This window comes from Streptomyces sp. NPDC026589 (assembly GCF_040638385.1).
In the GTDB taxonomy this organism is placed as follows: Bacteria; Actinomycetota; Actinomycetes; order Streptomycetales; family Streptomycetaceae; genus Streptomyces.
In genome coordinates this window covers 1-24,380 of record NZ_JBEZYG010000020.1, presented here as the reverse complement: position 1 = coordinate 24,380, position 24,380 = coordinate 1, and the positions used below count along the sequence as shown (strand labels likewise).

General features: G+C 70.5%; 22 protein-coding genes, 1 tRNA gene and 1 riboswitch. Of the genes, 19 read left to right on the top strand and 4 right to left on the bottom strand.

All coding sequences use genetic code 11. The features are described 5' to 3' along the window. Nucleotides 1-2 precede the first annotated feature (2 nt). The 10 genes from AB0F29_RS29340 to AB0F29_RS29295 all read left to right on the top strand — a co-directional run bounded on the left by AB0F29_RS29340 (nt 3) and on the right by AB0F29_RS29295 (nt 11,131). The gene (locus AB0F29_RS29340) at nt 3-1,010 is read left to right on the top strand and encodes a nucleoside triphosphate pyrophosphohydrolase (RefSeq protein WP_361878095.1); all 1,008 of its coding nucleotides are present in this window, start codon (nt 3-5) and stop codon (nt 1,008-1,010) included. 41 nt (nt 1,011-1,051) lie between these two features. Continuing rightward, complete coding sequence (locus AB0F29_RS29335) at nt 1,052-3,001, top strand: sel1 repeat family protein (RefSeq protein WP_361878093.1); 1,950 nt, start codon at nt 1,052-1,054, stop codon at nt 2,999-3,001. A gap of 9 nt (nt 3,002-3,010) precedes the next feature. Then, complete coding sequence (locus AB0F29_RS29330; RefSeq protein WP_361878090.1) at nt 3,011-4,318, top strand: cytochrome P450; 1,308 nt, start codon at nt 3,011-3,013, stop codon at nt 4,316-4,318. Nucleotides 4,319-4,493: 175 nt separating this feature from the next. Beyond that, nucleotides 4,494-5,612, top strand: a complete 1,119-nt coding sequence (locus AB0F29_RS29325; protein WP_361878087.1) for a transglycosylase family protein — start codon at nt 4,494-4,496, stop codon at nt 5,610-5,612. Nucleotides 5,613-5,900: 288 nt separating this feature from the next. Further along, nucleotides 5,901-6,083, top strand: a riboswitch (cyclic di-AMP (ydaO/yuaA leader). 5 nt (nt 6,084-6,088) lie between these two features. After that, nucleotides 6,089-6,799, top strand: a complete 711-nt coding sequence (locus AB0F29_RS29320) for a transglycosylase family protein (protein WP_361878084.1) — start codon at nt 6,089-6,091, stop codon at nt 6,797-6,799. A gap of 322 nt (nt 6,800-7,121) precedes the next feature. Further along, on the top strand, nt 7,122-8,402 hold the full coding sequence (gene eno, locus AB0F29_RS29315) for a phosphopyruvate hydratase (protein ID WP_007456034.1): 1,281 nt from the start codon (nt 7,122-7,124) through the stop codon (nt 8,400-8,402). Between the two features lie 93 nt (nt 8,403-8,495). Next, complete coding sequence (locus tag AB0F29_RS29310; RefSeq protein ID WP_361878081.1) at nt 8,496-8,978, top strand: septum formation initiator family protein; 483 nt, start codon at nt 8,496-8,498, stop codon at nt 8,976-8,978. Nucleotides 8,979-9,066: 88 nt separating this feature from the next. Beyond that, nucleotides 9,067-9,681 (top strand): DUF501 domain-containing protein, encoded by a 615-nt coding sequence (locus AB0F29_RS29305; protein WP_361878078.1) that lies wholly within the window; start codon nt 9,067-9,069, stop codon nt 9,679-9,681. Beyond that, the gene (locus AB0F29_RS29300; RefSeq protein ID WP_361878075.1) at nt 9,678-10,619 is read left to right on the top strand and encodes a Ppx/GppA phosphatase family protein; all 942 of its coding nucleotides are present in this window, start codon (nt 9,678-9,680) and stop codon (nt 10,617-10,619) included. The genes AB0F29_RS29305 and AB0F29_RS29300 overlap by 4 nt, the downstream gene beginning before the upstream one ends. Nucleotides 10,620-10,696: 77 nt before the next feature. Next, nucleotides 10,697-11,131 carry a hypothetical protein gene (locus tag AB0F29_RS29295; RefSeq protein ID WP_361878072.1) on the top strand — a complete coding sequence of 145 codons (435 nt, stop codon included), beginning with the start codon at nt 10,697-10,699 and terminating at the stop codon, nt 11,129-11,131. 87 nt (nt 11,132-11,218) lie between these two features. Here the strand turns inward: AB0F29_RS29295 and AB0F29_RS29290 are convergent, their stop codons facing one another. Continuing rightward, the gene (locus tag AB0F29_RS29290; RefSeq protein ID WP_361878069.1) at nt 11,219-11,488 is read right to left on the bottom strand and encodes a type II toxin-antitoxin system RelE/ParE family toxin; all 270 of its coding nucleotides are present in this window, start codon (nt 11,486-11,488) and stop codon (nt 11,219-11,221) included. After that, nucleotides 11,485-11,757 (bottom strand): type II toxin-antitoxin system Phd/YefM family antitoxin, encoded by a 273-nt coding sequence (locus AB0F29_RS29285; RefSeq protein ID WP_361878066.1) that lies wholly within the window; start codon nt 11,755-11,757, stop codon nt 11,485-11,487. Before AB0F29_RS29285 ends, AB0F29_RS29290 begins: the two co-directional genes overlap by 4 nt. Before the next feature lie 536 nt (nt 11,758-12,293). Here AB0F29_RS29285 and AB0F29_RS29280 point away from each other — a divergent pair. Together AB0F29_RS29280 and AB0F29_RS29275 are read left to right on the top strand one after the other, a co-directional pair. Next, a complete protein-coding gene (locus tag AB0F29_RS29280; protein ID WP_265601206.1) occupies nt 12,294-13,679 on the top strand; it encodes an NAD(P)/FAD-dependent oxidoreductase in 1,386 nt (461 codons plus the stop codon). Between the two features lie 328 nt (nt 13,680-14,007). After that, nucleotides 14,008-15,321, top strand: a complete 1,314-nt coding sequence (locus tag AB0F29_RS29275) for a cyclopropane-fatty-acyl-phospholipid synthase family protein (RefSeq protein ID WP_361878062.1) — start codon at nt 14,008-14,010, stop codon at nt 15,319-15,321. A gap of 107 nt (nt 15,322-15,428) precedes the next feature. Here the strand turns inward: AB0F29_RS29275 and AB0F29_RS29270 are convergent, their stop codons facing one another. Together AB0F29_RS29270 and AB0F29_RS29265 are read right to left on the bottom strand one after the other, a co-directional pair. After that, the gene (locus AB0F29_RS29270) at nt 15,429-17,963 is read right to left on the bottom strand and encodes an FtsX-like permease family protein (RefSeq protein ID WP_361878059.1); all 2,535 of its coding nucleotides are present in this window, start codon (nt 17,961-17,963) and stop codon (nt 15,429-15,431) included. Nucleotides 17,964-18,082: 119 nt separating this feature from the next. After that, nucleotides 18,083-18,853 carry an ABC transporter ATP-binding protein gene (locus tag AB0F29_RS29265; RefSeq protein ID WP_097867229.1) on the bottom strand — a complete coding sequence of 257 codons (771 nt, stop codon included), beginning with the start codon at nt 18,851-18,853 and terminating at the stop codon, nt 18,083-18,085. 578 nt (nt 18,854-19,431) lie between these two features. Between AB0F29_RS29265 and AB0F29_RS29260 the strand changes: the two genes are divergently transcribed. From AB0F29_RS29260 to AB0F29_RS29230, 7 genes are all read left to right on the top strand, one after another. Then, a tRNA-Leu gene (locus AB0F29_RS29260) sits at nt 19,432-19,514 on the top strand. A gap of 102 nt (nt 19,515-19,616) precedes the next feature. After that, nucleotides 19,617-19,991 (top strand): hypothetical protein, encoded by a 375-nt coding sequence (locus AB0F29_RS29255; protein ID WP_361878056.1) that lies wholly within the window; start codon nt 19,617-19,619, stop codon nt 19,989-19,991. Nucleotides 19,992-20,147: 156 nt separating this feature from the next. After that, nucleotides 20,148-20,471: a divalent-cation tolerance protein CutA gene (gene cutA, locus AB0F29_RS29250; protein ID WP_361878053.1), complete on the top strand. Its 324-nt coding sequence runs from the start codon at nt 20,148-20,150 to the stop codon at nt 20,469-20,471. 33 nt (nt 20,472-20,504) lie between these two features. After that, on the top strand, nt 20,505-21,581 hold the full coding sequence (locus AB0F29_RS29245) for a hypothetical protein (protein WP_361878050.1): 1,077 nt from the start codon (nt 20,505-20,507) through the stop codon (nt 21,579-21,581). Nucleotides 21,582-21,664: 83 nt separating this feature from the next. Then, a complete protein-coding gene (locus AB0F29_RS29240) occupies nt 21,665-22,162 on the top strand; it encodes a hypothetical protein (protein ID WP_361878047.1) in 498 nt (165 codons plus the stop codon). An 89-nt stretch (nt 22,163-22,251) separates the two neighbouring features. Beyond that, entirely contained in the window at nt 22,252-22,905 is a 654-nt protein-coding gene (locus AB0F29_RS29235; protein WP_361878044.1) for a class I SAM-dependent methyltransferase, read from the top strand. Between the two features lie 435 nt (nt 22,906-23,340). Next, nucleotides 23,341-24,222: a Bax inhibitor-1/YccA family protein gene (locus tag AB0F29_RS29230; RefSeq protein ID WP_361878041.1), complete on the top strand. Its 882-nt coding sequence runs from the start codon at nt 23,341-23,343 to the stop codon at nt 24,220-24,222. Nucleotides 24,223-24,380 lie beyond the last annotated feature (158 nt).

Genomic DNA, 24,380 nt, shown 5'->3' with positions numbered 1-24,380 from the left:
GGGTGAACGCCGAAGCCCCCGACGCCCCCGTCGAGACCCCCGCCGACCCCGGCCGCATCGTCCTGCTCACCGCCAGCCACCGGGTCGCGCCCGGCCTGCTGTCCTGGCCGGCCTGGCAGACGCTGCACGCGGCCGACCGGGTTCTCGTCGCCGGTCCGGACCACCCGCAGCTCCCCTACCTCCGCGAGGCGGGCGTGAGCGTCGAACACGCCACACCCTCCGCCGACGAACTGGTCGCCGACTGCGCGGGCGGCCGGACCGTCGTCGTCCTGGTCGGCGGCGAGGGCGACAGCCGCCTGACGGACGGCCTGGCCCGCCTCGGCGGCTCGGGCCGGGTGGCCATGCCGGACCTGGAACTGCTCCCCGGCTCCTACGACCTGCCCGGCGCTCGCCTGCTGGACCTGGTCCAGGTCATGGACCGCATCCGCCGCGCGTGCCCCTGGACCTCGCGGAAGACACACCGGGGCCTCGCCAAGTACGCCATCGAGGAGGCGTACGAACTGGTCGAGGCGATCGAGGACGGCGACCGGGACGAACTGCGTGAGGAGCTCGGCGACGTCCTGCTCCAGGTCGTCTTCCACGCCAGGATCGCCGAGGAAGGCCGCCCGGAGGACGGGGCGGAGCCCTTCGCCATCGACGACGTCGCGGGCGGCCTCGTCGAGAAGCTGATCCACCGCCACCCGCACGTCTTCGGCGACGAGAGCGCCGAGACCCCCGAGGACGTCCACGCGCACTGGCTGCGCACCAAGGCGATCGAGAAGCAGCGGACCTCGGTCACCGAAGGCGTCCCCCTCGGCCAGCCCGGCCTGGCCCTCGCCGCGAAGCTCGCGAGCCGCGCCCGTACGGCGGACTTGGACGTCCCCCTCCCCACGGGCGACACCATCGGCTACGAACTCCTGGCCCTCGCCGTCTCCGCCGAGGCGAACGGCACCGACCCGGAGACCGCCCTGCGCGCCGCCGCCCGCGCCTACCGCGACGCGATCCTGGCGGCGGAGGGCGGGGCGGGTTAGTACGGTGACACCAGGGGCTGTACGAGGGGGAGGGGACAGGCGTGGACGCCGAGTTCAAGGCGCTGGCACGTAAGTTGACACGGGCTGTCGAGAGCGGCGACCCGGACGCGTACGAGCTGATGTCCGACGCGGTGGGCAAGACCCGGAACAGCTTTCTGCAGGTGCGGCTGATGAAGCTCCGGGGCGCCCGTTCCGGCCCGGCGGATCTGGACGTCCGGATGGAGGTCCTCGGGCTCCTGCACGAGGTCAAGCGCACGTCCCCGGACGCGTACGACGAGTTGGAGGAGATGGCCGACATCCTCGGCGAGGACGAGTCGTGGCACACGGCACGCGGCTCCCGGCCGCGCACTCCGGCTCCCGCCGCCACACACAACGCGGTGTCGGGCGGCACCTTCCAGGGCCCGATGGTTCAGGCCGGGAGCTTCAGCGGAGGCGTGCACACCTACTACGGGCAGCCGCAGCACACCGGCCTGCCCCCGGTCACCGACTGGCCCCGGCTCGACGCCTCCGACCCGACCGCCTTCGGCGTGCGGCGTACCCGGCGGATCGGCGACGAGCCACCGCTGCCCCCTTACGTCGCCCGGGACGGCGACCCGGTGCTGAAGGAGCGAGTCCGTGCAGCCGCCACGTCCGGTGGGCTGGTGCTGGTGACCGGTGAGCCACTGTCCGGGAAGAGCCGGACCGCCTGGGCGGCGATGCTCACGAACCTGTCGGGCACGACCCGCCTTCTCGCCCCCTCGCCCGGCACGGATCTGCGCGGCCTGCCCGCTCTGCTGCGCGACCGGGGCCCGGAACAGTGCGTCATCTGGCTGGACGACCTGGAGGGCCACCTCGGCGAACACGGTCTGACCCCGGCGCTCCTCGCCGAACTCGTCCAGCGGCATGTCCCGGTTATCGCCACGATGAGCGACGAGGCCTACGACGCCCACCGCTTCGGCGGGCAGGCCTGCGGCCGGGTGCTGGTGGGCGTCGACCCGGTGGAGCTGAGCCTCGTATGGACGGCGGACGAGGTGGGGCGACTGAACGAGGCGGGTGGGGACAGCCGGCTGGGAGACACCGGCTCCTGGTGCGAGGACGGCCGCGTCACCATGTATCTCGCCGTCGGCCCGGAACTGTGGGACGAGTGGTGGCGAGCCCGCCGCCCGAACGCCCACCCGCACGGCCATCTGCTGGTGCGCGTCGCCATGGACCTGGCCCGGTGCGGAACGGTTGACACCGCCTTCCCGTCGAGCCTGCTGCGCGAGGTGTGCGCGCTGTACGAGCGGGAGGCCGCGCAGGCGGCCGGGGAGTCGTTCGAGGACGCTTTCGCGTGGGCGTCCGAGGTCCGGCACGGCGTCACCGGGATGCTGGTGGCGGGCGAGGAGCCCGACACCTGGAGGGCCTTCGCCGCTCTGCACCGGGACGCGGTGTCCCGTCCGGACGCCCCGCCCGTGCCGCTCGGCCTGTGGCTTACCGCCCTGGAAGCCGTGCGCGGGGATCCGGAACTTGAGGAGCTGGTGGTGGACTTCGCCCAGCGCGAGCTGGAGGACGAGGCGGACGGGCGGCCCGAGGTCGGCCTGGTGCTGGGCCGCCTCTACCGGGCGACCGGACAGAACGAGTCCGCCGAGCAGTGGTTCCGGCACTCCGCTGACGCGGGCGACGTCGAAGCGGCGGCCACCCTGGGCGAGCTGCTCGCCTCGCGCGACGCGGCAGCGGAAGCCATCCCGTACCTGGAGCAGGCCGCCGAGGCCGGCGTCGTGCGGGCGCAGTACCGCCTGGGTATGGTCCTGGCCGCGCAGGCGCAGAGCTGGCTGACCCGGGCGGCCGAGGCGGGGTACCCCGCCGCAACGCAGGAGCTGCCCCCGGCCCGTGCGGTCACCGCCAACCCACTCATGTCCCCTGGCCCCGAGCAGCTTTTCCCGCCGATGGTCATGCGCGAGGAGGATTTCCTCCCGCCCGACGCAGTTCCCCCTGCCGACCCGGATGCTCACTCCGGCAGGCAGTCCCGATAACGTCGAACGGTGAACGACACCCCCGCCTGCCCGCATAGCGGGGCCACCCCGGCGGCCCCCGCCCCCGAACTCTTCACCTGGGAGTTCGCCTCCGACCCCTACCCTGCCTACGCCTGGCTCCGCGAGCACCGCCCCGTGCACCGCACCGCGCTGCCCAGCGGGGTCGAGGCCTGGCTCGTGACCCGGTACGGGGACGCCAAGGAGGCGCTCGCCGACGCGCGGCTCTCCAAGAACCCCGCCAACCACGCCGAGTCGCCGCACGCCAAGGGGAAGACGGGGATCCCGGGGGAGCGCAAGGCGGAGCTGATGACGCATCTGCTCAATATCGACCCGCCGGACCACACCCGGCTGCGCCGGCTCGTGTCCAAGGCGTTCACCCCGCGCCGGGTCGCGGAGTTCGCGCCCCGCGTGCAGGAGCTGACGGACCGGCTCATCGACGACTTCGTGGAGAAGGGGAGCGCCGACCTCATCCACGACTTCGCCTTCCCGCTCCCCATCTACGCCATCTGCGACCTGCTCGGCGTCCCCGAGGAGGACCAGGACGACTTCCGGGACTGGGCGGGCATGATGATCCGGCACGGAGGCGGGCCGCGCGGCGGGGTCGCCCGGTCGGTGAAGAAGATGCGCGGCTACCTCGCCGAACTCATCCACCGTAAGAGGGAGAATCCGGGCGACGACCTGATCTCCGGGCTGATCCGGGCCAGCGACCACGGCGAGCACCTCACGGAGAACGAGGCGGCCGCCATGGCGTTCATCCTCTTGTTCGCCGGGTTCGAGACGACGGTCAACCTCATCGGCAACGGGACCTACGCGCTCCTGCGCCACCCCGAGCAGCGCGCCCGGCTGGAGGCCTCCCTGGCGGCGGGGGAGGACGCGCTGCTGGCCACCGGCATCGAGGAGCTGCTCCGGTTCGACGGACCGGTCGAGATGGCGACCTGGCGGTACGCCACCGAGACGCTGACCCTGGGCGGCGAGGAGATCGCCGCCGGGGACCCCGTACTCGTGGTGCTGGCGGCGGCCGACCGTGACCCGGAGCGGTTCACGGATCCGGACACCCTGGACCTTGCGCGGCGTGACAATCAGCACCTCGGATACGGGCACGGCATCCACTACTGCCTGGGGGCGCCGCTGGCCCGGCTGGAGGGACAGACCGCGCTGACCACCCTGTTGAGGCGCCTTCCTGACCTGCGACTTGCGGGAGAACCTGGCGATTTGCGCTGGCGCGGCGGACTCATCATGCGTGGACTGCGCACCCTTCCGGTCGCGTTCGAACCGGGTAGTCGATCCGAAAAAAGTGACAGAGTGTCAACTCCGTGACTTTCACGTGATCTGCGCTGCATCGACTTGTGACACACGTTCGAGTCCCGCTAGGTTCACGGTTCGACGCGTCGGTCGCACCTTGCTCACGCGTCACTTGGGCGCCGAAGCAGGCACGGAATCCGCTGTGCGGCGCTCAGGCCACTCGCTTGTCAGTCGCACGGAAGGCATACCCATGGGCTCCGCGAACGGCAGACACCGCCGCCCTCGTCAGGCACCCGCCATCATCGTCGCCGCAGGCGTGACGGGATCGGCCATCGCCATCCCGCTGCTCGGCGCCGGCGGCGCGCACGCGGCCGAGGCCACCACCTGGGACCGGGTCGCCGAGTGCGAGAGCGGCGGCATGTGGAGCGCCGATCTCGGCAACGGCTACTACGGCGGGCTCCAGTTCTCGCAGGAGACCTGGTCGGCTTACGGCGGCACGGCGTTCGCGCCCCGCGCCGACCTCGCCAGCCGCTCGCAGCAGATCTCCGTCGCCGAGAAGGTCCTGGACGACCAGGGCCCGAAGGCGTGGCCCAGCTGTGCGGTCATCTCCGGCCTCGCGGTGGACGGCGGTCTGCCCGGCGTCGACCCGGGCACCTCGCCGTCCACGGATCCGTCCGCCGACCCGTCCGCGGATCCGTCGGCGGACCCCTCGGCCGACCCGACCTCCACCCCGACCGGCGAAGCGGATGCAACCGGCGAACCCGGTGAATCCGGCGAACCCGGTGAATCCGGTGAAGCGCGCGAAACGGGCAAGGGTGAGAAGGGTAATGAGGCGGACAAGGGCGGTAGTGGTGGCGCGGAGAAGCGGAGCGAGGCTCCCGACTCCTCGGTGACGCCCTCCGCCCCGCCCGCCTCCGGCGCCCCCGACGCCTCGGACCCCTCCACCGCCCCCGACGCCTCGGCGGACGAGGACGGCAAGGGGGGCAAGCACCGGGGCGCCCCCGCGCCCGAGGAGGCCGACGCGGGCCAGAAGGACGGTCCCCGTGAGTCCGGCCGGCACGCCTCGCGTGGCGAGGGCGACGCGCGGGACGGTGGCACGGCGCCCGCCGACGGGTACACGGTGCGGCCCGGCGACAACCTCTGGGCGATCGCCGACGCCCAGGAGATCCCCGGCGGCTGGACCGGCCTGTACGAGACGAACAAGGACCTCCTGGGCTCCGACCCGGACCTGATCCTGCCCGGCCAGAACCTGGACCTGGGCATGGACCGGGGTGCGGGCGAGGACGCGGGCCGGGGTGCGGCCGAGAGCGCCGCCCCGGCCGCCCCGGAGGGCGCCGAGACACCCGCCGGGGCGCCCGCCGCCAACTGAACGAATTCGGGAAAACACCCCGAAAATCGAGGCAGTTAAGAGACCTATGTCCACTTTTGCGTAAGTGAGACATGGGTCTCTTTGCCTCAACTGGCGCGGCTCGCCCGGCTGGTCCGGGTGAATCGCCCCCCACCTGCGGAAACGCCCAGTCGGCCACGGCGAGTTCGGGTTGATTGCCCCCTATGTCCATCTTTGAATGTCGGGGTTGCCTGTGTTTACGGTCGGACCGCTCGCACCGCGGGCCCCGTCGACCGTCACGCCGAATCCTGCCGTCGGTCGAAGGGAACAGACGCGTAAGCGCCGTAGGCAGGAGCGGGGGACCCAGGTAAGCCGCCGGGTCCGGACGCCTCGTCGAACCGACGGGGACGTACGGGACCGGCTAGGGGTGAAGTCGCGAGCAGCACCGCGCGACCGGGCAACTCATCAGCCCGAACCCGACAGCTCACCTCGTAGGCGTCGGTGAGGAGATTCGTTCCATGCTGCTGAACAGCAAGGGCAAGCACCGCCGCCCGTCCAAGGCCACCCGTATCGCCACCCTCGCGGGTGTCACCGGTACCGCCATCGCCATCCCGCTGATGGGCGCGACCAGCGCTTCCGCCGCCTCCGTCGAGACCTGGGACGCCGTCGCCCAGTGCGAGTCCGGCGGCAACTGGTCCATCAACACCGGCAACGGCTACTACGGCGGACTGCAGTTCTCGCAGTCCAGCTGGGCCGCCGCCGGCGGTACGCAGTACGCCTCCCGTGCCGACCTGGCCTCCAAGGACCAGCAGATCGCCACCGCCGAGAAGCTCCTCGACCTCCAGGGCCCGGGCGCCTGGGCCTGCGCCGGCGCCGGCGGCCTCACCAACGACGGTGTGGACCCGGGCGTCAACACCGGCTCCGGCTCCGGCTCCGGCGAGAGCAAGCCCGAGCAGGCGCAGCCCGAGCGCCAGGCCGAGCAGCCCACCACGCGCTCCGAGCAGCGCGAGGCCCCCAAGGCCGAGAGCAAGAAGACCGTCACCACCCCGACCGGCGAGAAGGTCCAGAAGGGCGACGGCGAGTACAAGGTCAAGGCCGGCGACACCCTGAGCACCATCGCCGACGCGGAGGGCGTCAAGGGCGGCTGGAGCAAGCTCTTCAAGCTCAACGACGACATCGTCAAGGACGCCGACCTGATCTTCCCGGGTCAGCAGCTCCACCTGAAGTAATCGCCGTCTCTCCTCTCCGGAGGAGAAGCGTCCGGCGGCACTTCTCCTCGCACGGCTCCCCGGCCCGGCGCGCTCGTCCCCCCAGCGCGCCGGGCCGGGTTCTTCGTGAGCGGCGGGCGCCGCTGGCCCGCATGTGTTCACCTCTTGTTGTTACCGCTCAGTAGGTTTCTAGAGTTTTGTCCCGTGATGCAGCTCCTTGGACCCTTTTTCGTCCCAGGAGGCGGGCGGTCGGCCGGTCGACACGGCCGGGCCCGATAGGCTCGTGCCGCAAGGCCACAGTGACCCTGCACAACCAGTGTCAGATCCCAGAAGGAGATGCCTCGTGCCGTCCATCGACGTCGTCGTAGCCAGGGAAATCCTCGACTCCCGGGGCAACCCCACGGTCGAGGTCGAGGTTGGCCTCGACGACGGCAGCACGGGCCGTGCTGCTGTTCCGTCCGGAGCCTCCACCGGTGCGTTCGAGGCCATCGAGCTTCGCGACGGTGACCCCAACCGCTACATGGGCAAGGGCGTCGAGAAGGCCGTCCTCGCCGTCATCGAGCAGATCGGCCCGGAGCTCGTCGGGTACGACGCCACCGAGCAGCGCCTCATCGACCAGGCGATGTTCGACCTCGACGCCACCGAGAACAAGGCGTCGCTCGGCGCGAACGCCATCCTCGGCGTCTCGCTGGCCGTCGCGCACGCCGCCTCCGAGGCGTCCGACCTGCCGCTCTTCCGTTACCTCGGCGGCCCGAACGCGCACCTGCTGCCCGTTCCGATGATGAACATCCTGAACGGCGGCTCGCACGCCGACTCCAACGTGGACGTCCAGGAGTTCATGATCGCCCCGATCGGCGCGGAGTCCTTCTCCGAGGCCCTGCGCTGGGGCGCGGAGGTCTACCACACGCTGAAGAAGGTCCTCAAGACCAAGGGCCTGTCCACCGGACTCGGCGACGAGGGCGGCTTCGCCCCGAACCTGGAGTCCAACCGCGCCGCCCTGGACCTCATCGTCGAGGCCATCAAGGAGGCCGGTTACGTCCCGGGCCGCGACATCGCGCTCGCGCTCGACGTCGCCGCGTCCGAGTTCTACAAGGACGGCGTCTACGAGTTCGAGGGCAAGTCCCGCTCGGCCGCCGAGATGACCGAGTACTACGAGGAGCTCGTCTCCGCGTACCCGCTGGTCTCCATCGAGGACCCGCTGTACGAGGACGACTGGGCCGGCTGGAAGGTCATCACCGACCGCATCGGCGCCAAGGTGCAGATCGTCGGCGACGACCTCTTCGTCACCAACCCCGAGCGTCTGGCCCGCGGCATCGAGGAGGGCTCCGCCAACGCCCTGCTCGTGAAGGTCAACCAGATCGGTTCGCTGACCGAGACCCTGGACGCCGTCGAGCTGGCCCAGCGCAACGGCTTCAAGTGCATGATGTCGCACCGCTCCGGCGAGACCGAGGACGTCACCATCGCCGACCTCGCCGTCGCCGTGAACTGCGGCCAGATCAAGACCGGCGCCCCGGCCCGCTCGGACCGCGTCGCCAAGTACAACCAGCTGCTGCGCATCGAGGAGATCCTCGACGACGCCGCGGTGTACGCGGGCCGTTCCGCCTTCCCGCGCTTCAAGGGCTGACCCGTAGCGTCAAGACGGTAGCCTCCGTCCGTCCCCGCACCCGGTCCCGTACCGTGTGCGGGGACGGACGTGCGTGATGGGGAGGCGGGAGACATGGCCGGCAAGGACCGCGACCGGTTCTCCACCGCGACCAGGCTGCGCCTGCTCGGCGAGCAGACCGCGGCCCGCGTGTACCGATCCCAGAACCGTCGGCAGGCCCGCCGCTCCCGGCTCACCGGCCGGGCCGCGTTCCTGGCGCTGGTGGTCTGCTCCATGGTGGTGGCGCTCGCCTACCCGATGCGGCAGTACGTCTCCCAGCGCGACGAGATCGCCGAGCAGGAGCGGCTCTCGCAGCAGGCGGAGCGGCGCACCGAGGAGCTGCGGGACGCGAAGGCGCGGCTCCAGGACGACGCGTACATCAAGCGGCTGGCCCGCCAGCACCTCCACTACATCCTCCCCGGGGAGACCGGCTACACCGTGGCCGACCCCGACGCGGCCCGGGACCGCCGCGGCGAGTCGGGCGCGAGCGACCGGCCGTGGCACTCGAACCTCTGGGACGGCGTGGACAGCGCCGACCGAGACGACGACCGCGACTGACACCGACCGCGACTGACACCGACCCCGTACGTTCTTCCGTACGTCCACCTCTACGAGCTTCCGACTTCCGAGCAGAACCAAGGCAGGCATGGAAACGCCCCCTCCGCAGACCGAGTCCACCCAGCCCACCGACGCGGACATCGCCGCGTTCGAGCAGCAGCTCGGCCGCCCGCCGCGCGGTCTGCGCGCCATCGCGCACCGCTGCCCCTGCGGCAACCCGGACGTGGTGGAGACCCAGCCCCGTCTGGAGGACGGCACGCCGTTCCCGACGACGTACTACCTGACCTGCCCCCGGGCCGCCTCGGCGATCGGCACGCTGGAGGCCAACGGGGTCATGAAGGAGATGACGGCCCGTCTGGAGACCGATCCGGAGCTGGCCGACGCCTACCGGGCCGCGCACGAGGACTACATCACCCGCCGCGACGCCATCGAGGTCCTGGAGGGCTTCCCGAGCGCGGGCGGCATGCCGGACCGGGTGAAGTGCCTGCACGTCCTGGTCGGCCACTCGCTGGCCGCCGGCCCCGGGGTGAACCCGCTGGGCGACGAGGCCATCGCGATGCTGCCCGAGTGGTGGGCCAAGGGCCCCTGCGTCACGCCCTGCGCGACACCGGACGAGGGCGAGGGCTGGACGGTGGACGAGGGCGACGGAGGCCACTTCGCCTTCCGCCCCCTCGACGGCCCCGCCGACGGGCCGGGCGCATGACCCGGGTCGCCGCCGTCGACTGCGGCACGAACTCCATCCGGCTCCTCGTCGCCGACGTGGACCCCGCCACCGGCTCCTTCACCGAGCTGGACCGGCGCATGACCATCGTCCGCCTCGGCCAGGGCGTGGACAGAACCGGCCGGCTCGCCCCCGAGGCGCTGGAGCGGACATTCGCCGCCTGCCGTGAGTACGCGACGGCCATCGAGGAACTGGGCGCGACACGGATCCGCTTCGTCGCCACCTCCGCCTCCCGGGACGCCGAGAACAGCGCCGACTTCGTCGCCGGGGTACGGGACATCCTCGGCGTCGAGCCCGAGGTGATCACCGGCGACCAGGAGGCGCAGCTCTCCTTCGACGGGGCCACCAAGGAGCTGGTGGGCAGCGACCACCTGGAGAAGCCGTATCTGGTCGTCGACATCGGCGGCGGCTCCACGGAGTTCGTCCTCGGTTCGGACCGGGTGGAGGCGGCCCGGTCCGTCGACATCGGCTGCGTACGGATGACGGAGCGTCATCTGGTCGTGGACGGGGCGGTCATGGATCCGCCCAGCCACGAGCGGGCCGCGGCGATCCGCGCGGACGTCGACGCCGCACTCGACCTCGCCGAGCAGACCGTGGAGCTCAAGGGGGCCGGCACCCTCGTCGGTCTGGCGGGCACCGTCACGACGATCGCCGGAATCGCGCTGGAACTGCCGGAGTACGACTCCGGGGCCATCCACCACTCACGGGTCACCCGCGGCCAGGTCCGTGCGATCACCGAGCACCTGCTCCGCTCCACCCACGAAGAGCGCGCCGCGATCCCCGTGATGCACCCGGGCCGGGTCGACGTGATCGGCGCGGGGGCGCTCGTCCTGCTCGCCGTCATGGAGCGGACGGGAGCCCACGAGGTCGTCGTCAGCGAGCACGACATCCTCGACGGCATCGCCTGGAGCGCCGCGTGACCGAGCGGTAGGCGCTGAGGAGGGGCATGCAGGCTTTGGCCATGTGTGGCCCGCGGCGCTGAAGTATCTTTCGACGCATGAGCGAAAACCCATCCACCCGTAATGAGTTGAGCGGCAACGTCGGCGGGAGCGTTGTGCAGGCGGGCTCCGTCCACGGGGACATGGTGTTCAACTCGCATGCTGGGCAGCGGAGTCCGGAAGAGCTGGAGACCGAACGGCGCTGGACTGCGCGACGGCGAGCCATCCTCGACGAGGAGGAGGCAGAGAAGGCGGCGGGGCAGCGTCGGGCCGAACGGTATGTGCGTGCTTGTCGCCTGCGATGGCGCCTCTCCCTGGCGTTGCTGCCGGTTGCGGTCGCGACCATGGCCCTGGGAGCCATGACTGTATTGCCGATGGTCTATGCGGTCCTTGCGCTTCCGTTCACGGCCGTCCTTTTCCTTGGATGGGCCAGAAATATGCAGATCACCCGAGACTGGGATGCAGGGCGCACCGTCAAGGTCCCGACCAGGTAGCGGATGACATGAGGGGCCTCAAACCCAGACGGGGCCTCGGCTCCAGTCGTGCACCCGATGACGTGACAGGGCGGGACCTGCCCGCTCTCACATGGTGCGGTAGTCGTCCCGCCGGTTGCCCACCTTGACGACCAGGATGATCAACTCGCCGTCCTCCACCTGGTAGGCGACTCGGTAGTTGCCCACCCGGAGCCGGTAGAGGCCCGAGGGGCCGGTGAGCTTCTTGACGTCGGCGTCTTCGCGGTATGGATCCTCACCGAGAGCCGTCAGCGCGGCAAGGATCCGCATGGCGGCGGGTCGGTCGATGGCGCGGAGTTGCCGTTGCGCCGCAGCGGTGAACCGGAACGCGTATTTCACGCCGCTTCTTCGGTGCGCTCGGTGAACAGGTCTGCCAGTAGTTCCGCCATCGTCGCGGTCGGGCCGCCCTCGGCCAGGACCGCTTCCGCCTCCCGGGCGAGCAGTACGTCGGCCGCCACCTCCAGTGCGTCGAAGTCCGCGATCGGAACGAGCGCCGCGACGGGTACGCCGTTGCGGGTGATCACCGTGGGGGTGCCCTCCTCTGCGGAGTTGATGTGGTCCGCCAGGTGCGCGCGGGCTTCCCGTACAGTCACAGTGCTCTCGGCCATGGACCAAGTGTACGCGATTTCGTGTACACGCGACGGTGGCGGTGACCGGCGAGGCAAGTGATGCTGGACGGCATCGCCTGGAGCGCCGCGTGACCCTGCGGTCGACCCCTCCCGCTGCCCGCTCAATCGCATCGTCACCTGCACCGTTGAGCCCTGACCCGGCCCCTCGGGGTCGTCCGGGGGCCCCTCCGGGGACACGCCGCGGGAAACTTCGTGAACTTCTTCACAAGGAATGGTGCCCTGTTGGTCGCAGTTGGGGCCCATCAGGCCGGAACCGGTCGCCCGGGAGGGTGTGCGGAAGTGTCGCGCACGCGTTCCGGGAACGTTGCGGCCGTATGAAGGGGAGGGGTGGTCCACCCGTTCCGGAGGGTCAAGGGCCAGCTCACGGGCGGTGAACAACGTTTCCCGCAGTGCTGTGGTTCCCTTTCGTGCCCATGACCTGGGTCACGTGGGCGGCGAAGTGTAGCAGAGGGTCGCCCAATCCTTGTGAAGGGGCTCACGAGCACCCCCCTGGGGCGGGGTGGATACTCGATGGCATGAGCACCACGGAGCGTCCCAGGATCCTCGTTGTAGGCGGTGGGTACGTAGGCCTGTACGCAGCTCGTCGCATTCTGAAGAAGATGCGATACGGAGAGGCGACCGTCACGGTCGTCGACCCGCGGTCGTACATGACGTACCAGCCCTTCCTCCCCGAAGCTGCTGCAGGCAGCATCTCGCCTCGGCATGTCGTCGTCCCGCTGCGACGCGTGCTGCCCAAGGCTGAGGTTCTCACCGGTCGTGTCACGACCATCGATCAGGACCGCAAGGTCGCCACGGTCGCGCCGCTCGTCGGCGAGGCCTACGAGCTGCCCTTCGACTACCTGGTCATCGCGATGGGCGCGGTCTCCCGTACCTTCCCGATCCCCGGCCTCGCCGAGCAGGGCATCGGCATGAAGGGCGTCGAGGAGGCCATCGGCCTGCGCAACCACGTCCTGGAGCAGCTGGACAAGGCTGACTCCACCACCGACGAGGACGTCCGCCGCAAGGCGCTGACGTTCGTCTTCGTGGGCGGCGGCTTCGCCGGCGCGGAGACCATCGGCGAGGTCGAGGACATGGCCCGCGACGCGGCGAAGTACTACACGAACGTGAAGCGCGAGGACATGCGCTTCATCCTCGTCGACGCCGCCGACAAGATCCTCCCCGAGGTCGGCCCGAAGCTGGGCGCCTACGGCAAGGAGCACCTGGAGAGCCGCGGCGTGGAGATCTACCTCTCCACCTCGATGGACTCCTGCGTCGACGGCCGCGTGGTGCTGAAGAACGGCCTGGAGGTCGACTCCAGCACCATCGTGTGGACCGCCGGTGTGAAGCCGAACCCGGCGCTGGCGCGCTTCGGCCTGCCGCTCGGCCCCCGCGGCCACGTGGACACCTCGGAGAAGCTTCAGGTGCAGGGCACCGACTACATCTGGGCCGCGGGCGACAACGCCCAGGTGCCGGACATGGTCGGCCGCCGCGCCGGCAACCCGAACGCCTGGTGCCCGCCCAACGCCCAGCACGCGCTGCGTCAGGCGAAGGTCCTCGGCGACAACGTGATCTCCGGTATGCGGGGCTTCCCGCAGAAGGAGTACAGCCACGCCAACAAGGGTGCGGTCGCCGGTCTCGGCCTGCACAAGGGCGTCGCGATGATCGTCATGGGCAAGGTGAAGATCAAGCTCAAGGGCCGTCTCGCCTGGTACATGCACCGCGGCTACCACGGCATGGCCATGCCGACCTGGAACCGCAAGATCCGGGTCTTCGCCGACTGGACGCTGGCGATGTTCCTCAAGCGCGAGGTCGTCTCGCTCGGCGCCATGGAGACGCCGCGCGAGGAGTTCTACGAGGCCGCCAAGCCGGCCCCGGCTCCGGCCGCCGCCAAGTCCGAGGGCGAGAAGGCCAAGGCCTCCTGACCCCCCGGTGAAGCGCTCCGCGGGGAGCGCACCGTACGACGCCCGAAGGGGCCGTCCGCCATCCGTGGTGCGGACGGCCCCTTCGGCGTATCCGGGAGGGGGCCGGACCAGGGCCGGACGGCGGGCCGTGGCCTGTTCTCGCCCATATGAATGGCGCATACATACGTTTTGCCGTTTCGTTGCCCGGTAGCGGAATGACGGAGTGTGCGAGGACAGTTGACGCAGGCGTACCTCGCCACGGCACCGGGGTGGCGCGGCGGGGCTACGAGCATGTCTTTTCGCCTGTGCTTGTTGTGCTTGTCGGGGAAACACCACGGAGGTGTGCGCCATGGCAGACGCCGCGTCGCGGCTGACCGCTCTTGCCGAGGAATTGCTCTCGGAACCCCTGCCGGTCCGTATCCGGGCCTGGGACGGCAGCGAATCGGGGCCGCCCGGCGCCCCGGTCCTCGTGATCCGCCACCGCCGCGCCCTGCGCCGGCTCCTGTGGAAGCCGGGCGAACTGGGCCTGGCCCGCGCCTGGGTGGCGGGGGAGATCGACATCGAGGGCGACCTGTACGAAGCGCTCGGCCATCTGGCCGGGCTGCTCTGGGACCGGGGCGCCGACGCCAAGGATTCCGTTCACCCGGTCCGCGACCCCAAGGTCCGTGCCTTCGCCCGCGGTCTCCTCGACCTCGCCGGCCCCTGGCCGCCCCCGGCCCCGCCCGCGGAGGAGGTGCGCCGCCGCACCGGCCCGCTGCACACCAGACGCCGCGACAAGGAGGCCATCAGCCACCACTACGACGTCGGGAACGACTTCTACGCCCTGGTGCTCGGACCCTCCATGGTCTACTCCTGCGCCTACTGGCAGGACGGGGGGACCCTGGAGGAGGCCCAGCGCGACAAGCTCGACCTGGTCTGCCGCAAGCTCGGCCTGAAGGAGGGCGACCGGCTCCTGGACGTCGGCTGCGGCTGGGGCTCCATGGCCATCCACGCCGCCCGTGCGTACGGGGCGCAGGTCACCGGTGTCACCCTCTCCCAGGAGCAGGCCGCCCACGCCCGCAAGCGCATCGCCGAGGAGGGCCTGACCGACCGGATCGAGATCCGGGTCCAGGACTACCGGGACGTCCGCGACGGCCCGTACGACGCAATCTCCTCGATCGGCATGGCCGAGCACGTCGGATCGGTCCGCTACCGGGAGTACGCGGACGACCTCTACGCCCTCCTGAAGCCCGGCGGACGCCTCCTGAACCACCAGATCGCCCGCCGCCCCGAGAAGGACGAGGACGCCTACCGCATCGACGCGTTCATCGACGCCTATGTCTTCCCCGACGGCGAACTGGCCCCGCTCGGCCGCACCCTGGCCATCCTGGAGGAGGCCGGCTTCGAGGCCCGGGACGTCGAGACGCTGCGCGAGCACTACGCGCTGACCCTGCGCCGGTGGGTGGCCAACCTGGAGCAGCACTGGGAGCGGGCGGTACGCGCCACCTCCCCGGGCCGGGCCAGGGTCTGGCGGCTGTACATGGCCGCCTCGGCCCTCTCCTTCGAGCACAACAAGATCGGCGTCAACCAGATCCTCGCGGTGCGCCCGCTGGACGGCGGCAGCTCCCTGATGCCGCTGCGCGCCCGCACCTGGACGGAGTCCGCCGAGGGCGGGGAGGCCTGACCCGTACGGTCACGGCAACGGGTGAGGGGCCGGTGTACCGCTGGAAAGCGGTGCACCGGCCCCTCACCCGTTGCCGTACTACTCCCGTCCCGGCCCCCCGGCCCGGGTTACTCGGTCTTGATCGCCGTCAGCATGTTGAGCTTCGCGGCGCTGCGGGCGGGCCACAGCGAGGCGAGGACGCCCACCAGGGCGGCGAGGAGCAGGAAGAGGCCGAGCCGGTCCCACGGGATGACCAGGGCGTAGCCGGGGATGTCGGCGGACAGCGTCCGGCCGATCGCCCAGCCGAGGAAGACCCCGAGGCCGACCCCGATCACCGCGCCGAAGAGCGAGATGACGACGGCCTCCAGGCGGATCATCCGCTTGACGCGGCCCCGGTCGAGGCCGATCGCACGGAGCATGCCGATCTCCTGCTGCCGCTCGAACACCGACATCGCCAGGGTGTTGACGACCCCGAGGACCGCGATCAGCAGGGCCATGGCGAGCAGCCCGTACATGATGTTCAGGGCGGTGTTGATGAAGCCGCCGAACATGTCACGGATGTCCTGCCGGTCCATGACGCTCATCGCCGGGTTGTCGCCGAGCGCGTCCACGATCGACTGCTCGTTGGCCTTGCTCGCGCCGCCGTCCGCCTTGATCCAGATCTCGCGGATGTCGGGGCGGGAAGCCGCGCTGTGCTGGTCCGCGAGCTCCTTCGGGATGAGGAAGGGCGAGAGGAACTCGTTCTCCTCGTAGAGCGCCCCGATCTTCACCTCGCCCTTCTTCTCGTCGTCGAACGTCACCGGGAGGGTGTCGCCGGTCTTCCAGCCGTGGGTCTTGGCGGTCTTGGAGCCGACCGCGACCTGCCCGTCCTCGAGCGAGCCGAGCGAACCGGAGACGGTCGTCAGTGAGAAGACCTTCTCCACGTCGCCCGGGGTGACGCCGGAGGCCGAGTAGCCCCCACCGTCGACCTCGAGCCAGGCCGCCTGCTGCGGGGAGAGCGCGGCGACGCCGTCGGCCTTCGCCAGGGCCTTGAGCGCGGACTCGTCGAGCGCGTCGCCGCTGGCCATCGAGACCATGTAGTCGGCCTTGATGTTGTCCGTCGTCATCTTGTCGATGGCCTGGCCGAGCGTGACGCCGAGCACCGAGATGCCGGTGACCAGGGTCAGCCCGATGGCCAGTGCGGAAGCGGTGGCTCCGGTACGCCGCGGGTTGCGGACCGCGTTCTGCGAGGCCAGCTTCCCGGAGACGCCGAACAGCTTCTTCAGCAGCGGCCGGACCAGCGCGATGACCGGGCGCGACAGCAGCGGGATCAGGATGATGACGCCGATCAGGGCGAAGAACGCGCCGCCCGCGACCAGCTGCCTGCCGGACGTGCCGCCGGCCGCCGCGCCGCCGACGATGCCCGCGGCGCCGAGGAGGGCGATCACACCGCCGATGGAGTTCCGTACGACCAGGGACTTGGTGGAGGCGGTGGCGTGCACGCTGCTCATCGCGGCCACCGGGGCGATCTTCGCGGCCCGGCGGGCGGGCAGCCAGGCGGCGAGCACGGTGATCAGGACGCCGACGGCGAAGGCGGAGAGGACGGCGGTCGGCGAGACGATCAGGGGCCCGGCGGGGATCTTGCCGCCCAGGAGGCCCATCGCGGAGCGCAGACCGGTGGCGAGGCCGAGACCGAGGGCGAAACCGATGACGGAGGCGAGCGTGCCGACGACGGCCGCTTCCAGCAGCACCGAGCGCTTGATCTGGCGGCGGGTGGCTCCGATGGCCCGCATCAGGGCCAGTTCACGGGTCCGCTGGGCGATCAGCATGGTGAAGGTGTTGGCGATGAGGAAGATGCCGACGAACAGCGCGATGCCCGCGAAGGCCAGCAGCATGCCGTTGAGGCCGGCCATCCCGTTCTCGATGTCCTTCGCCTGCTGGTCCGCCAGCGCCTCGCCGGTCCGCGCGGTGGCGTCCTTCGGCAGCAGGGGCTCGATCGCGTCCAGCAGCTTCTGGTCGGAGACGCCGCCCGCGGCGGCGACGGTGGCGTTCTGGAAGACGCCGGGCTTCAGGTAGAGCTTCTGGGCGGTCGGGGTGTCGAACAGCACCAGGCTGCCGCCCGCGTTGACCGCGCCGTCCTCGGTGGTGAAGATCCCCGAGAGGGTGTACTCCTTCACCGGGCCGTTGGTCGCGACCCGCACCGGGTCGCCGACGCGGTACTCGCCCTTGCTCGCGGTGTCCTTGTCGAGCGCGATCGTGCCGTTCTTCGCCGGGCCCGAGCCGTCGGTGAAGTCGTAGCTCGCGTCCTTGCCGTCCTTGCCGGGGGCGAAGTTGGCGCCGGTGTTGGACCAGCCGTTGCCGATCAGCTTGCCGTCGGGGTCGGCGACCCCGGCGAAGCCGTTGACGCGGCCGGTGGCTGAGGCCACGCCGTCCAGGCCCCGGATCTTCTCCAGGGTGGCCTCGTCGATGCCGGGGGTCTTCTCGTCGTGCCCGCCGGCGTACGTCTCCACGGCGACGGCGACGTTGTCGTAGCTCTTGGCGGACTGGTTGCGGAAGGCGTTGCCGAGGGTGTCGGTGAAGACCAGGGTGCCGGAGACGAACGCTACGCCGAGCATGACGGCGAGCACGGTCATCAGCAGCCTGGCCTTGTGCGCGAGCACATTGCGCAGGGCGGTACGGAACATGTCTGTGTGTCCTGGGATGGGTTCCGGAAGGGGGGCGGGGACGCGCGGGGGCGGCGGCCGGGGTTCGGCGGGCGCCCGCGTCAGCCGGTGCGGCGGCCGTGGGCGGGCCGCCGACGGCGTCAGCTCGTGCGGCCCTTCGCGTCGAACGCCTTCATCCGGTCGAGGACCCCGTCGGCGGTCGGGTGCATCATCTGGTCGACGACCGCGCCGTCGGCGAGGAAGATGACCCGGTCCGCGTAGGAGGCGGCGACCGGGTCGTGCGTCACCATCACCACGGTCTGGCCCAGCTCGCGCACCGAGTTGCGCAGGAAGCCGAGGACCTCGGCGCCGGAGCGGGAGTCCAGGTTTCCGGTCGGCTCGTCACCGAAGATGATCTCGGGCTGCGAGGCCAGGGCGCGGGCCACGGCGACACGCTGCTGCTGACCGCCGGAGAGCTCGGTCGGGCGGTGCTTCAGCCGGTCCGAGAGCCCGACCATGTCGATCACCTTCTGGAGCCACGCGGCGTCCGGCTTACGGCCCGCGATGTCCATCGGCAGGGTGATGTTCTCCAGCGCGGTGAGCGTCGGCAGCAGGTTGAACGCCTGGAAGATGAAGCCGATCTTGTCCCGGCGCAACTGCGTGAGCTGCTTGTCCTTCAGGGTGGAGAGCTCGGTCTCGCCGATGCGCACCGAACCGCTGCTGAAGCTGTCGAGTCCGGCGACGCAGTGCATCAGCGTCGACTTGCCGGAGCCCGAGGGGCCCATGATCGCGGTGAACTCGCCCTGCGGGAAGTCCACGGTCACCCGGTCCAGGGCGACGACCTGTGTCTCGCCCTCGCCGTAGACCTTCGACAGCTCCGTGGCGCGGGCAGCCACCGCGGTGGCGCGGTGAACGGTGGGGGTGGTGGTCACAGGGACGCTCCTGGTTCGGGTGATGCGGATGCATGGGCCGTGCTGAGGCGAGGGCCGACGCCATGCCTCGGGGACTTACTCCATCGTTACGTCCCGATCGGCCCCGGTCGTCACTCCCGATGCCCGTTCCCGTGGCCGTCTTGAGTCGCATCAAGGGCGTGGATCCGTCCTCCTCGGGTATGACATCGACCCTGACCGGAGGCGTGGCCACCGCTTCGTGGTCACCCATCGTGAGTGCGGCTGGACGTCCGCGGGGAGCGGCCCCGGCGGTGGGCCGGCCCCTCCGGCTCCGCCCCGGCCCCGGGTCCGGGGCGGAGCCGGGCCGGAGGGTGGCGGATGCCCTGGCGAAGCATGGCGCGGACCTGGCGCGTTGGGCCGTACGAGTGCGGCGACTTTCCGTCATTCCCGTGCGGTGCGCGGACCGCCCAAGATCGGCCGCAGGCGTGCGGTCAGCTTGGCCTGATGTCCTGACGGGCCCTCAAGCGGTCAATAAAATAGGACAACATCGCGCCACTGTTCCGCTGATCGAGGGAAGCCCCCGACTAGGGTCGGTAGCCAAACGCGGAGTCGCGCGGCACGCCCGGATGGTGGAACGTAGACACGGCGAGCTTAAACCTCGCTGCCCCTCGGGGGCGTGCCGGTTCGAGTCCGGCTCCGGGCACTCTTTCGCATACGGCCAGTGACCAGTAAGAACGCTGCGCTACCCCTGGGTAGCTTTCTTGCTACTGGCGCACGCCTGGCGTGCGGTTACTACGTTGCGTGCGTGGCATACGTGGATCCAGTGGAGAGCAAGGTCGGAGAGATCACCAGCTGCCGGGTGAAGTGGCGGCTGGGCGGAGCCCGTGATGGCGACTGGCAAGGCGAGCGGTTCCTCGACGTGACCTCTGCGGAGGTCTTCCGTGACGCGGTGAACGACAACGATCAGCAGTGGCCCCCGGGCTGGGTAAAGGGCGAGAGGGCATCGCCCCGGGGTCGGAGGACGAGGCGCGGTTCGTCTTCGAGGCGTACGCCCGGGAGTCCACCAAGAAACCGGACCGGGATCGAGGACCGCTACCGGGGCGCGATCACGAAGGAGTTGGAGGCCTACCTCCTGCCGACGTTCCGGAACTGCGACGTCCGCTCCACCGATCACTTCTAGAAGGCCACGATCGGGGCCTGGGTGAACGAGCCGGCGGCCACCTACGTCCGGCGCGGGTCGAAGCGTCACAGCACGGCACTTCCTCCGTCTCCGGACCTGCTCGGAGACCGGAAGCGATCTTCAGCGGGGGTGGGGCGTTCTCGAAGGCTCGCGGCCATGACTGAATGCGTGCAGGTATCGACAGCCACGGAGACTCGTGACCAGGCGGTCGCTCTGGCGGCCGGTGCCGTCGAGCAGCGCCTCGCTGCAGGGGCTCAGGTAGTCGGCCCCGTCGTCAGCGTCTTCTGGCACCTGGGCAAGCAGGGCACGGGGGAGGAGTGGCAGTTGCTGCTCAAGACGACCAAGGACCGATATCCGGAGCTGGAGGACTACCTGCTCGATAACCACCCTTGGGACAACCCGGAGGTGTGCGCCGTGCCCATCGTCCTGGGTGCCGACCGATGCGTTGCGTGGGTTCAGAAGTCGGTGAAGCCGTCCTAGACGGCGGCGCGGTCCAGGAGTTCACGGACGGAGGTGACGGACTGGTCGGCCCGGTACTTCGGGCAGTGGTGGAACGCCTCCGCGGTCGACGCGACGCAGGTGTGCGCGGGGCCGGTCCTCGTCGCGGACGTCGACCCGACCGAGTACGCCGAGCTGAGCCTTCAGGTCCACGACGGCCGGCATACCGATGAGGTGGAGTACGCGCGGCATCGGATGCTCGTCGCCCGGGACGGCGAGGACATCATCGCGACGTCGCCGGACGAGTCGACCGGCTACCGGTGCACTCCGTCGACGGGGCGCCTGGTGCTCTCCGGTGTCGGCGTGATGGAGCTGGCGTTGGCAGCCGCACGGCTGGCCCGTGAGGTGGTGAGGGGGCAGCTGCTGCGGGACGGGTGGGCGGTCCTGCACGCGTCGGCCGTCGTGCGCCCGGAGGACGGGGCGACGCTCCTCGCGTTCGGGGGCAAGGGGGCGGGCAAGACAACGACCGCGCTCCTCCTCGCGTCGGCCGGGTGGCAGCTCCTCGCGAACGACCGGGTGCTGACCCGGCCGGCCGGTGAACGCGACGTCGAGGTGGTGCCGTGGCCCTCGGCGGCTGCTCTCGGTCTCGGCCTGGTCGACGCTCTCGGCTGGGGGGCGGCGGCGCGCGGTCACCTGCAGGAGGGCGGGAGCTTCCACCCGACGCAGCACGACGCTGTGACGGACGCCCTCCTCGCCGGTGACTTCACGCCGCTGTGGGAGGACGACCGGCCGCGTGAGCGGAAGGTCCAGGTGTGGCCCGACCAGTTCCCCGAGCTGTTCGGCGTCGAGCTCGCGGCGGGCGGCCGGGCTGCCGGGCTCCTCTTCCCCCGGGTCGAGGCGAACGGCTCGCCCGACGTCGTCGACGGCGCGCAGACGCTCGGCCTGAGCGAAGACGACTTCATGTCGGGGGCGACAGAGGACCGCTACCCGGACATCTTCGAGCTGGCGCGGGGCGTCGACGGCGGCGGTCGGCGCAGCGCCCGTGACGAGGTGTCGGCGCGCCTGGCGCTGATGCCGCACCTGCGGGTCCGGCTGAGCCATGACGTGCCGGCCAGCGTGGCCGCACTCGAGAAGGTGGCCGGCACGGTCTGACGGCTGGCCGACAAAGCTCCCTCACCCCGGTCGGCCGGGGTGAGGGGTTCCATCGCACGACTCGACGATCGACGGAGGACAGGATGACCATTGCAGTTCAGCCGCCCACCCTCGCCCGTACCAGCGACCCGGAACAGACTCTCAACGCACTGGCGCCGCACATCGAGCACCTGACGGTCAACGTCATGGACGGTGGCCCCCTGTGGGAGCGGGAGATCGCCCTCCTGCTCCGCGACAACACCATGGTCCGGAACATGGCGGAGAGGATCCTCGGCCAGGCCGTGGCGTACAGCGTGTGCGCCATGGAGAACCCGGACGTCCACCTGGGCGTCGGCAAGCTGGTCGACATCGGGGTGCATCAGCTGATCCTCGACACCCCGGTGTACTTCGCGCTCTGCAAGGTCCACAACGGCGGCCGGTACAAGCATCACGCGCCGTTCATCCAGCGGCGGTCTGACGGCCTGTGCCTGCGTACCGCGGACTTCCTCGCGGCCGACGGCTGGGACGTCGACGAGGAGTTGTGGGCGATCGACGGGGCGAGCTGCTCGCCGTGTGACAGCAAGGCACCCGACAGCCACTGATCCGGGACTTCAGTCCCCCTACGCTGGCCCCTGTCCTCCGCCCGTGCGGAGGGCAGGGGCCTTCCCCTTCGACCACTAGGAGAGGTGCCGTGCCCGCACGCCACGACATCGCAGCTGAGACCGAGCTGTGGGACACCTATGCCGACAGCGCGTTCAAGGACGACATGGAACCGGTCTTCTGCTGGACGCAGTACGCCGGGCACGGCCCCGGGCCGGAGCTCCTCGGTGATCCGGCGACCGCGCTGGAGATCGGTTGCGGCACCGGCCGGGCGCTCGCCTTCCTGGCTGGGCGCGGGGTGAAGGCGACGGGCGTCGACCTGTCGCCGGTCATGGTGAAGAAGGTGACGGAAAGGTGGGCCGGCGTCGGGGCCGACTTCGTCTGCGGGGAGGTGCTGGAGACCCTCGCCGCCGACACCGAGACCTACGACGCCGTGTACTCGATCTTCGGGGCGGTCTGGTTCACCGACCCGGCGCGGCTGCTCCCGCTCGTCGCGGAGCGGCTCCGGCCGGGCGGGGTCCTCGCGTTCTCCCACCCTCCGGCGATCCCTGGGGCGTACGGGCCGCAGGGCATGTACAAGGGCGGGTTCGCCGGCAGGGCGATGTACACCTACCGGTACAGCTACACGCCGCGCGGCTGGGCCGGGATCCTGGAGCGGGCGGGGTTCCGCGACGTCGACGCCCGGGTCCTCGACGCCCCGACGGCCGGGCACATCGGCACGCTTCTGGTGACCGCCCGCCGCTGACCCGGCACCCGTGTGCAGATGTAGGCCCGGCAGGTGGACTGCCGGGCCTACGCCGTTCCCGGGGGTGCGCCAGGCCGTGCGCCAGATGGCGCACGGGGCCCGGCTGGCCCCCTCCGGTCGCCCCTGGCTGGGCCTGGCTCGGGATGGGGTTTCGCAGGTGAGGGTGTTTCCGCTGGTCAGGGCGTCAGGGCGTCAGGGCGGAGCAGGTTCGAGTCCGGCTCCGGGCACCACGCGCCGCACTGTGCGTGACCCGGACGGCCCAGACCGTGACAGGCGCCCGGTCCGTGATCCCGGCCCCGCACGACAGCTCTCCCAAGCCCTCGGCGGGCATCACTCCACGCTGCCGCAAAGATCCTCCCCTGGCACTAGGGTGATTCTTTTGCCTACCCATTACTCTTGTGGCAAGGCCACGCAGTGTGGCCATGGAGGAGTGAGATGAGGAGCAGCAACCCGGTCTTCTCGCGACGGGGGTTCAGCCGCGACAACGGCCACGCGGGCTTCAACGCGACGCCGCAGGCCGGGGCCCCCGCGACGGGCAACCCGTACGCGCAGGGCACCGCCGCCAACCCGTACGCCACCAACCCCTACGCGCAGACGGACACCCAGGGCGCCCCGCAGGCGCCCGCCCGTCCCGACGTGATGACCATCGACGACGTGGTGACGCGTACGGCGATGACGCTCGGCACCGTGATCGTCGCCGCGACCGCCGCCTGGTGGACGCTGCCGGTCGACAAGGCGAACGTCGGCACGGCGATCGGCGTCGCCATCGGCGCCGCGATCATCGGCTTCGTGCTGTCGCTGGTGAACTCGTTCAAGCGCCGGCCCTCGCCGCCGCTGATCCTGACGTACGCGGCGTTCGAGGGTGTCTTCCTCGGCGTCATCAGCAACATCGTCAGTGTCTACTGGGCTCCCGGCGCCGCGATGCAGGCGGTGATCGGCACCATGGCGGTCTTCGCCGGTGTGCTTATCGCCTACCGCACCGGACTGATCCGGGTCACGCGCCGCTTCTACGGCTTCGTGATGGCGGCTGCCATCGGCTTCACGCTGCTGATGATGGTCAACCTCCTGTTCGCCGTGTTCGGCGGCGGTGACGGCCTCGGCTTCCGCAGCGGTGCGCTCGGCATCATCTTCGGCATCGTGGCCATCGTCATCGGCGCGTGCATCCTCGCCCTGAACTTCAAGCAGGTCGAGGACGGCATCGCGTACGGCGCTCCGCGCGAGGAGTCCTGGCTGGCGGCCTTCGGCCTCACCGTGACCCTGGTGTGGATCTACATCGAGATGCTGCGCCTGGTCGCGATCCTCAGCGGCGACGACTGACCGGTCGTGGAGCACCCGTAAAACCCGCAGTACCCGCGACACCGGAACGGCCCGCAGGCATCGCTTGAGTTCTAGTGGTTGTCGCAACACCCCAGTTCAGGGGATGCGATGGACTTCAAGATCCGGGACCGGTCCGTTATCCAGGGGCGCCGTCCCTT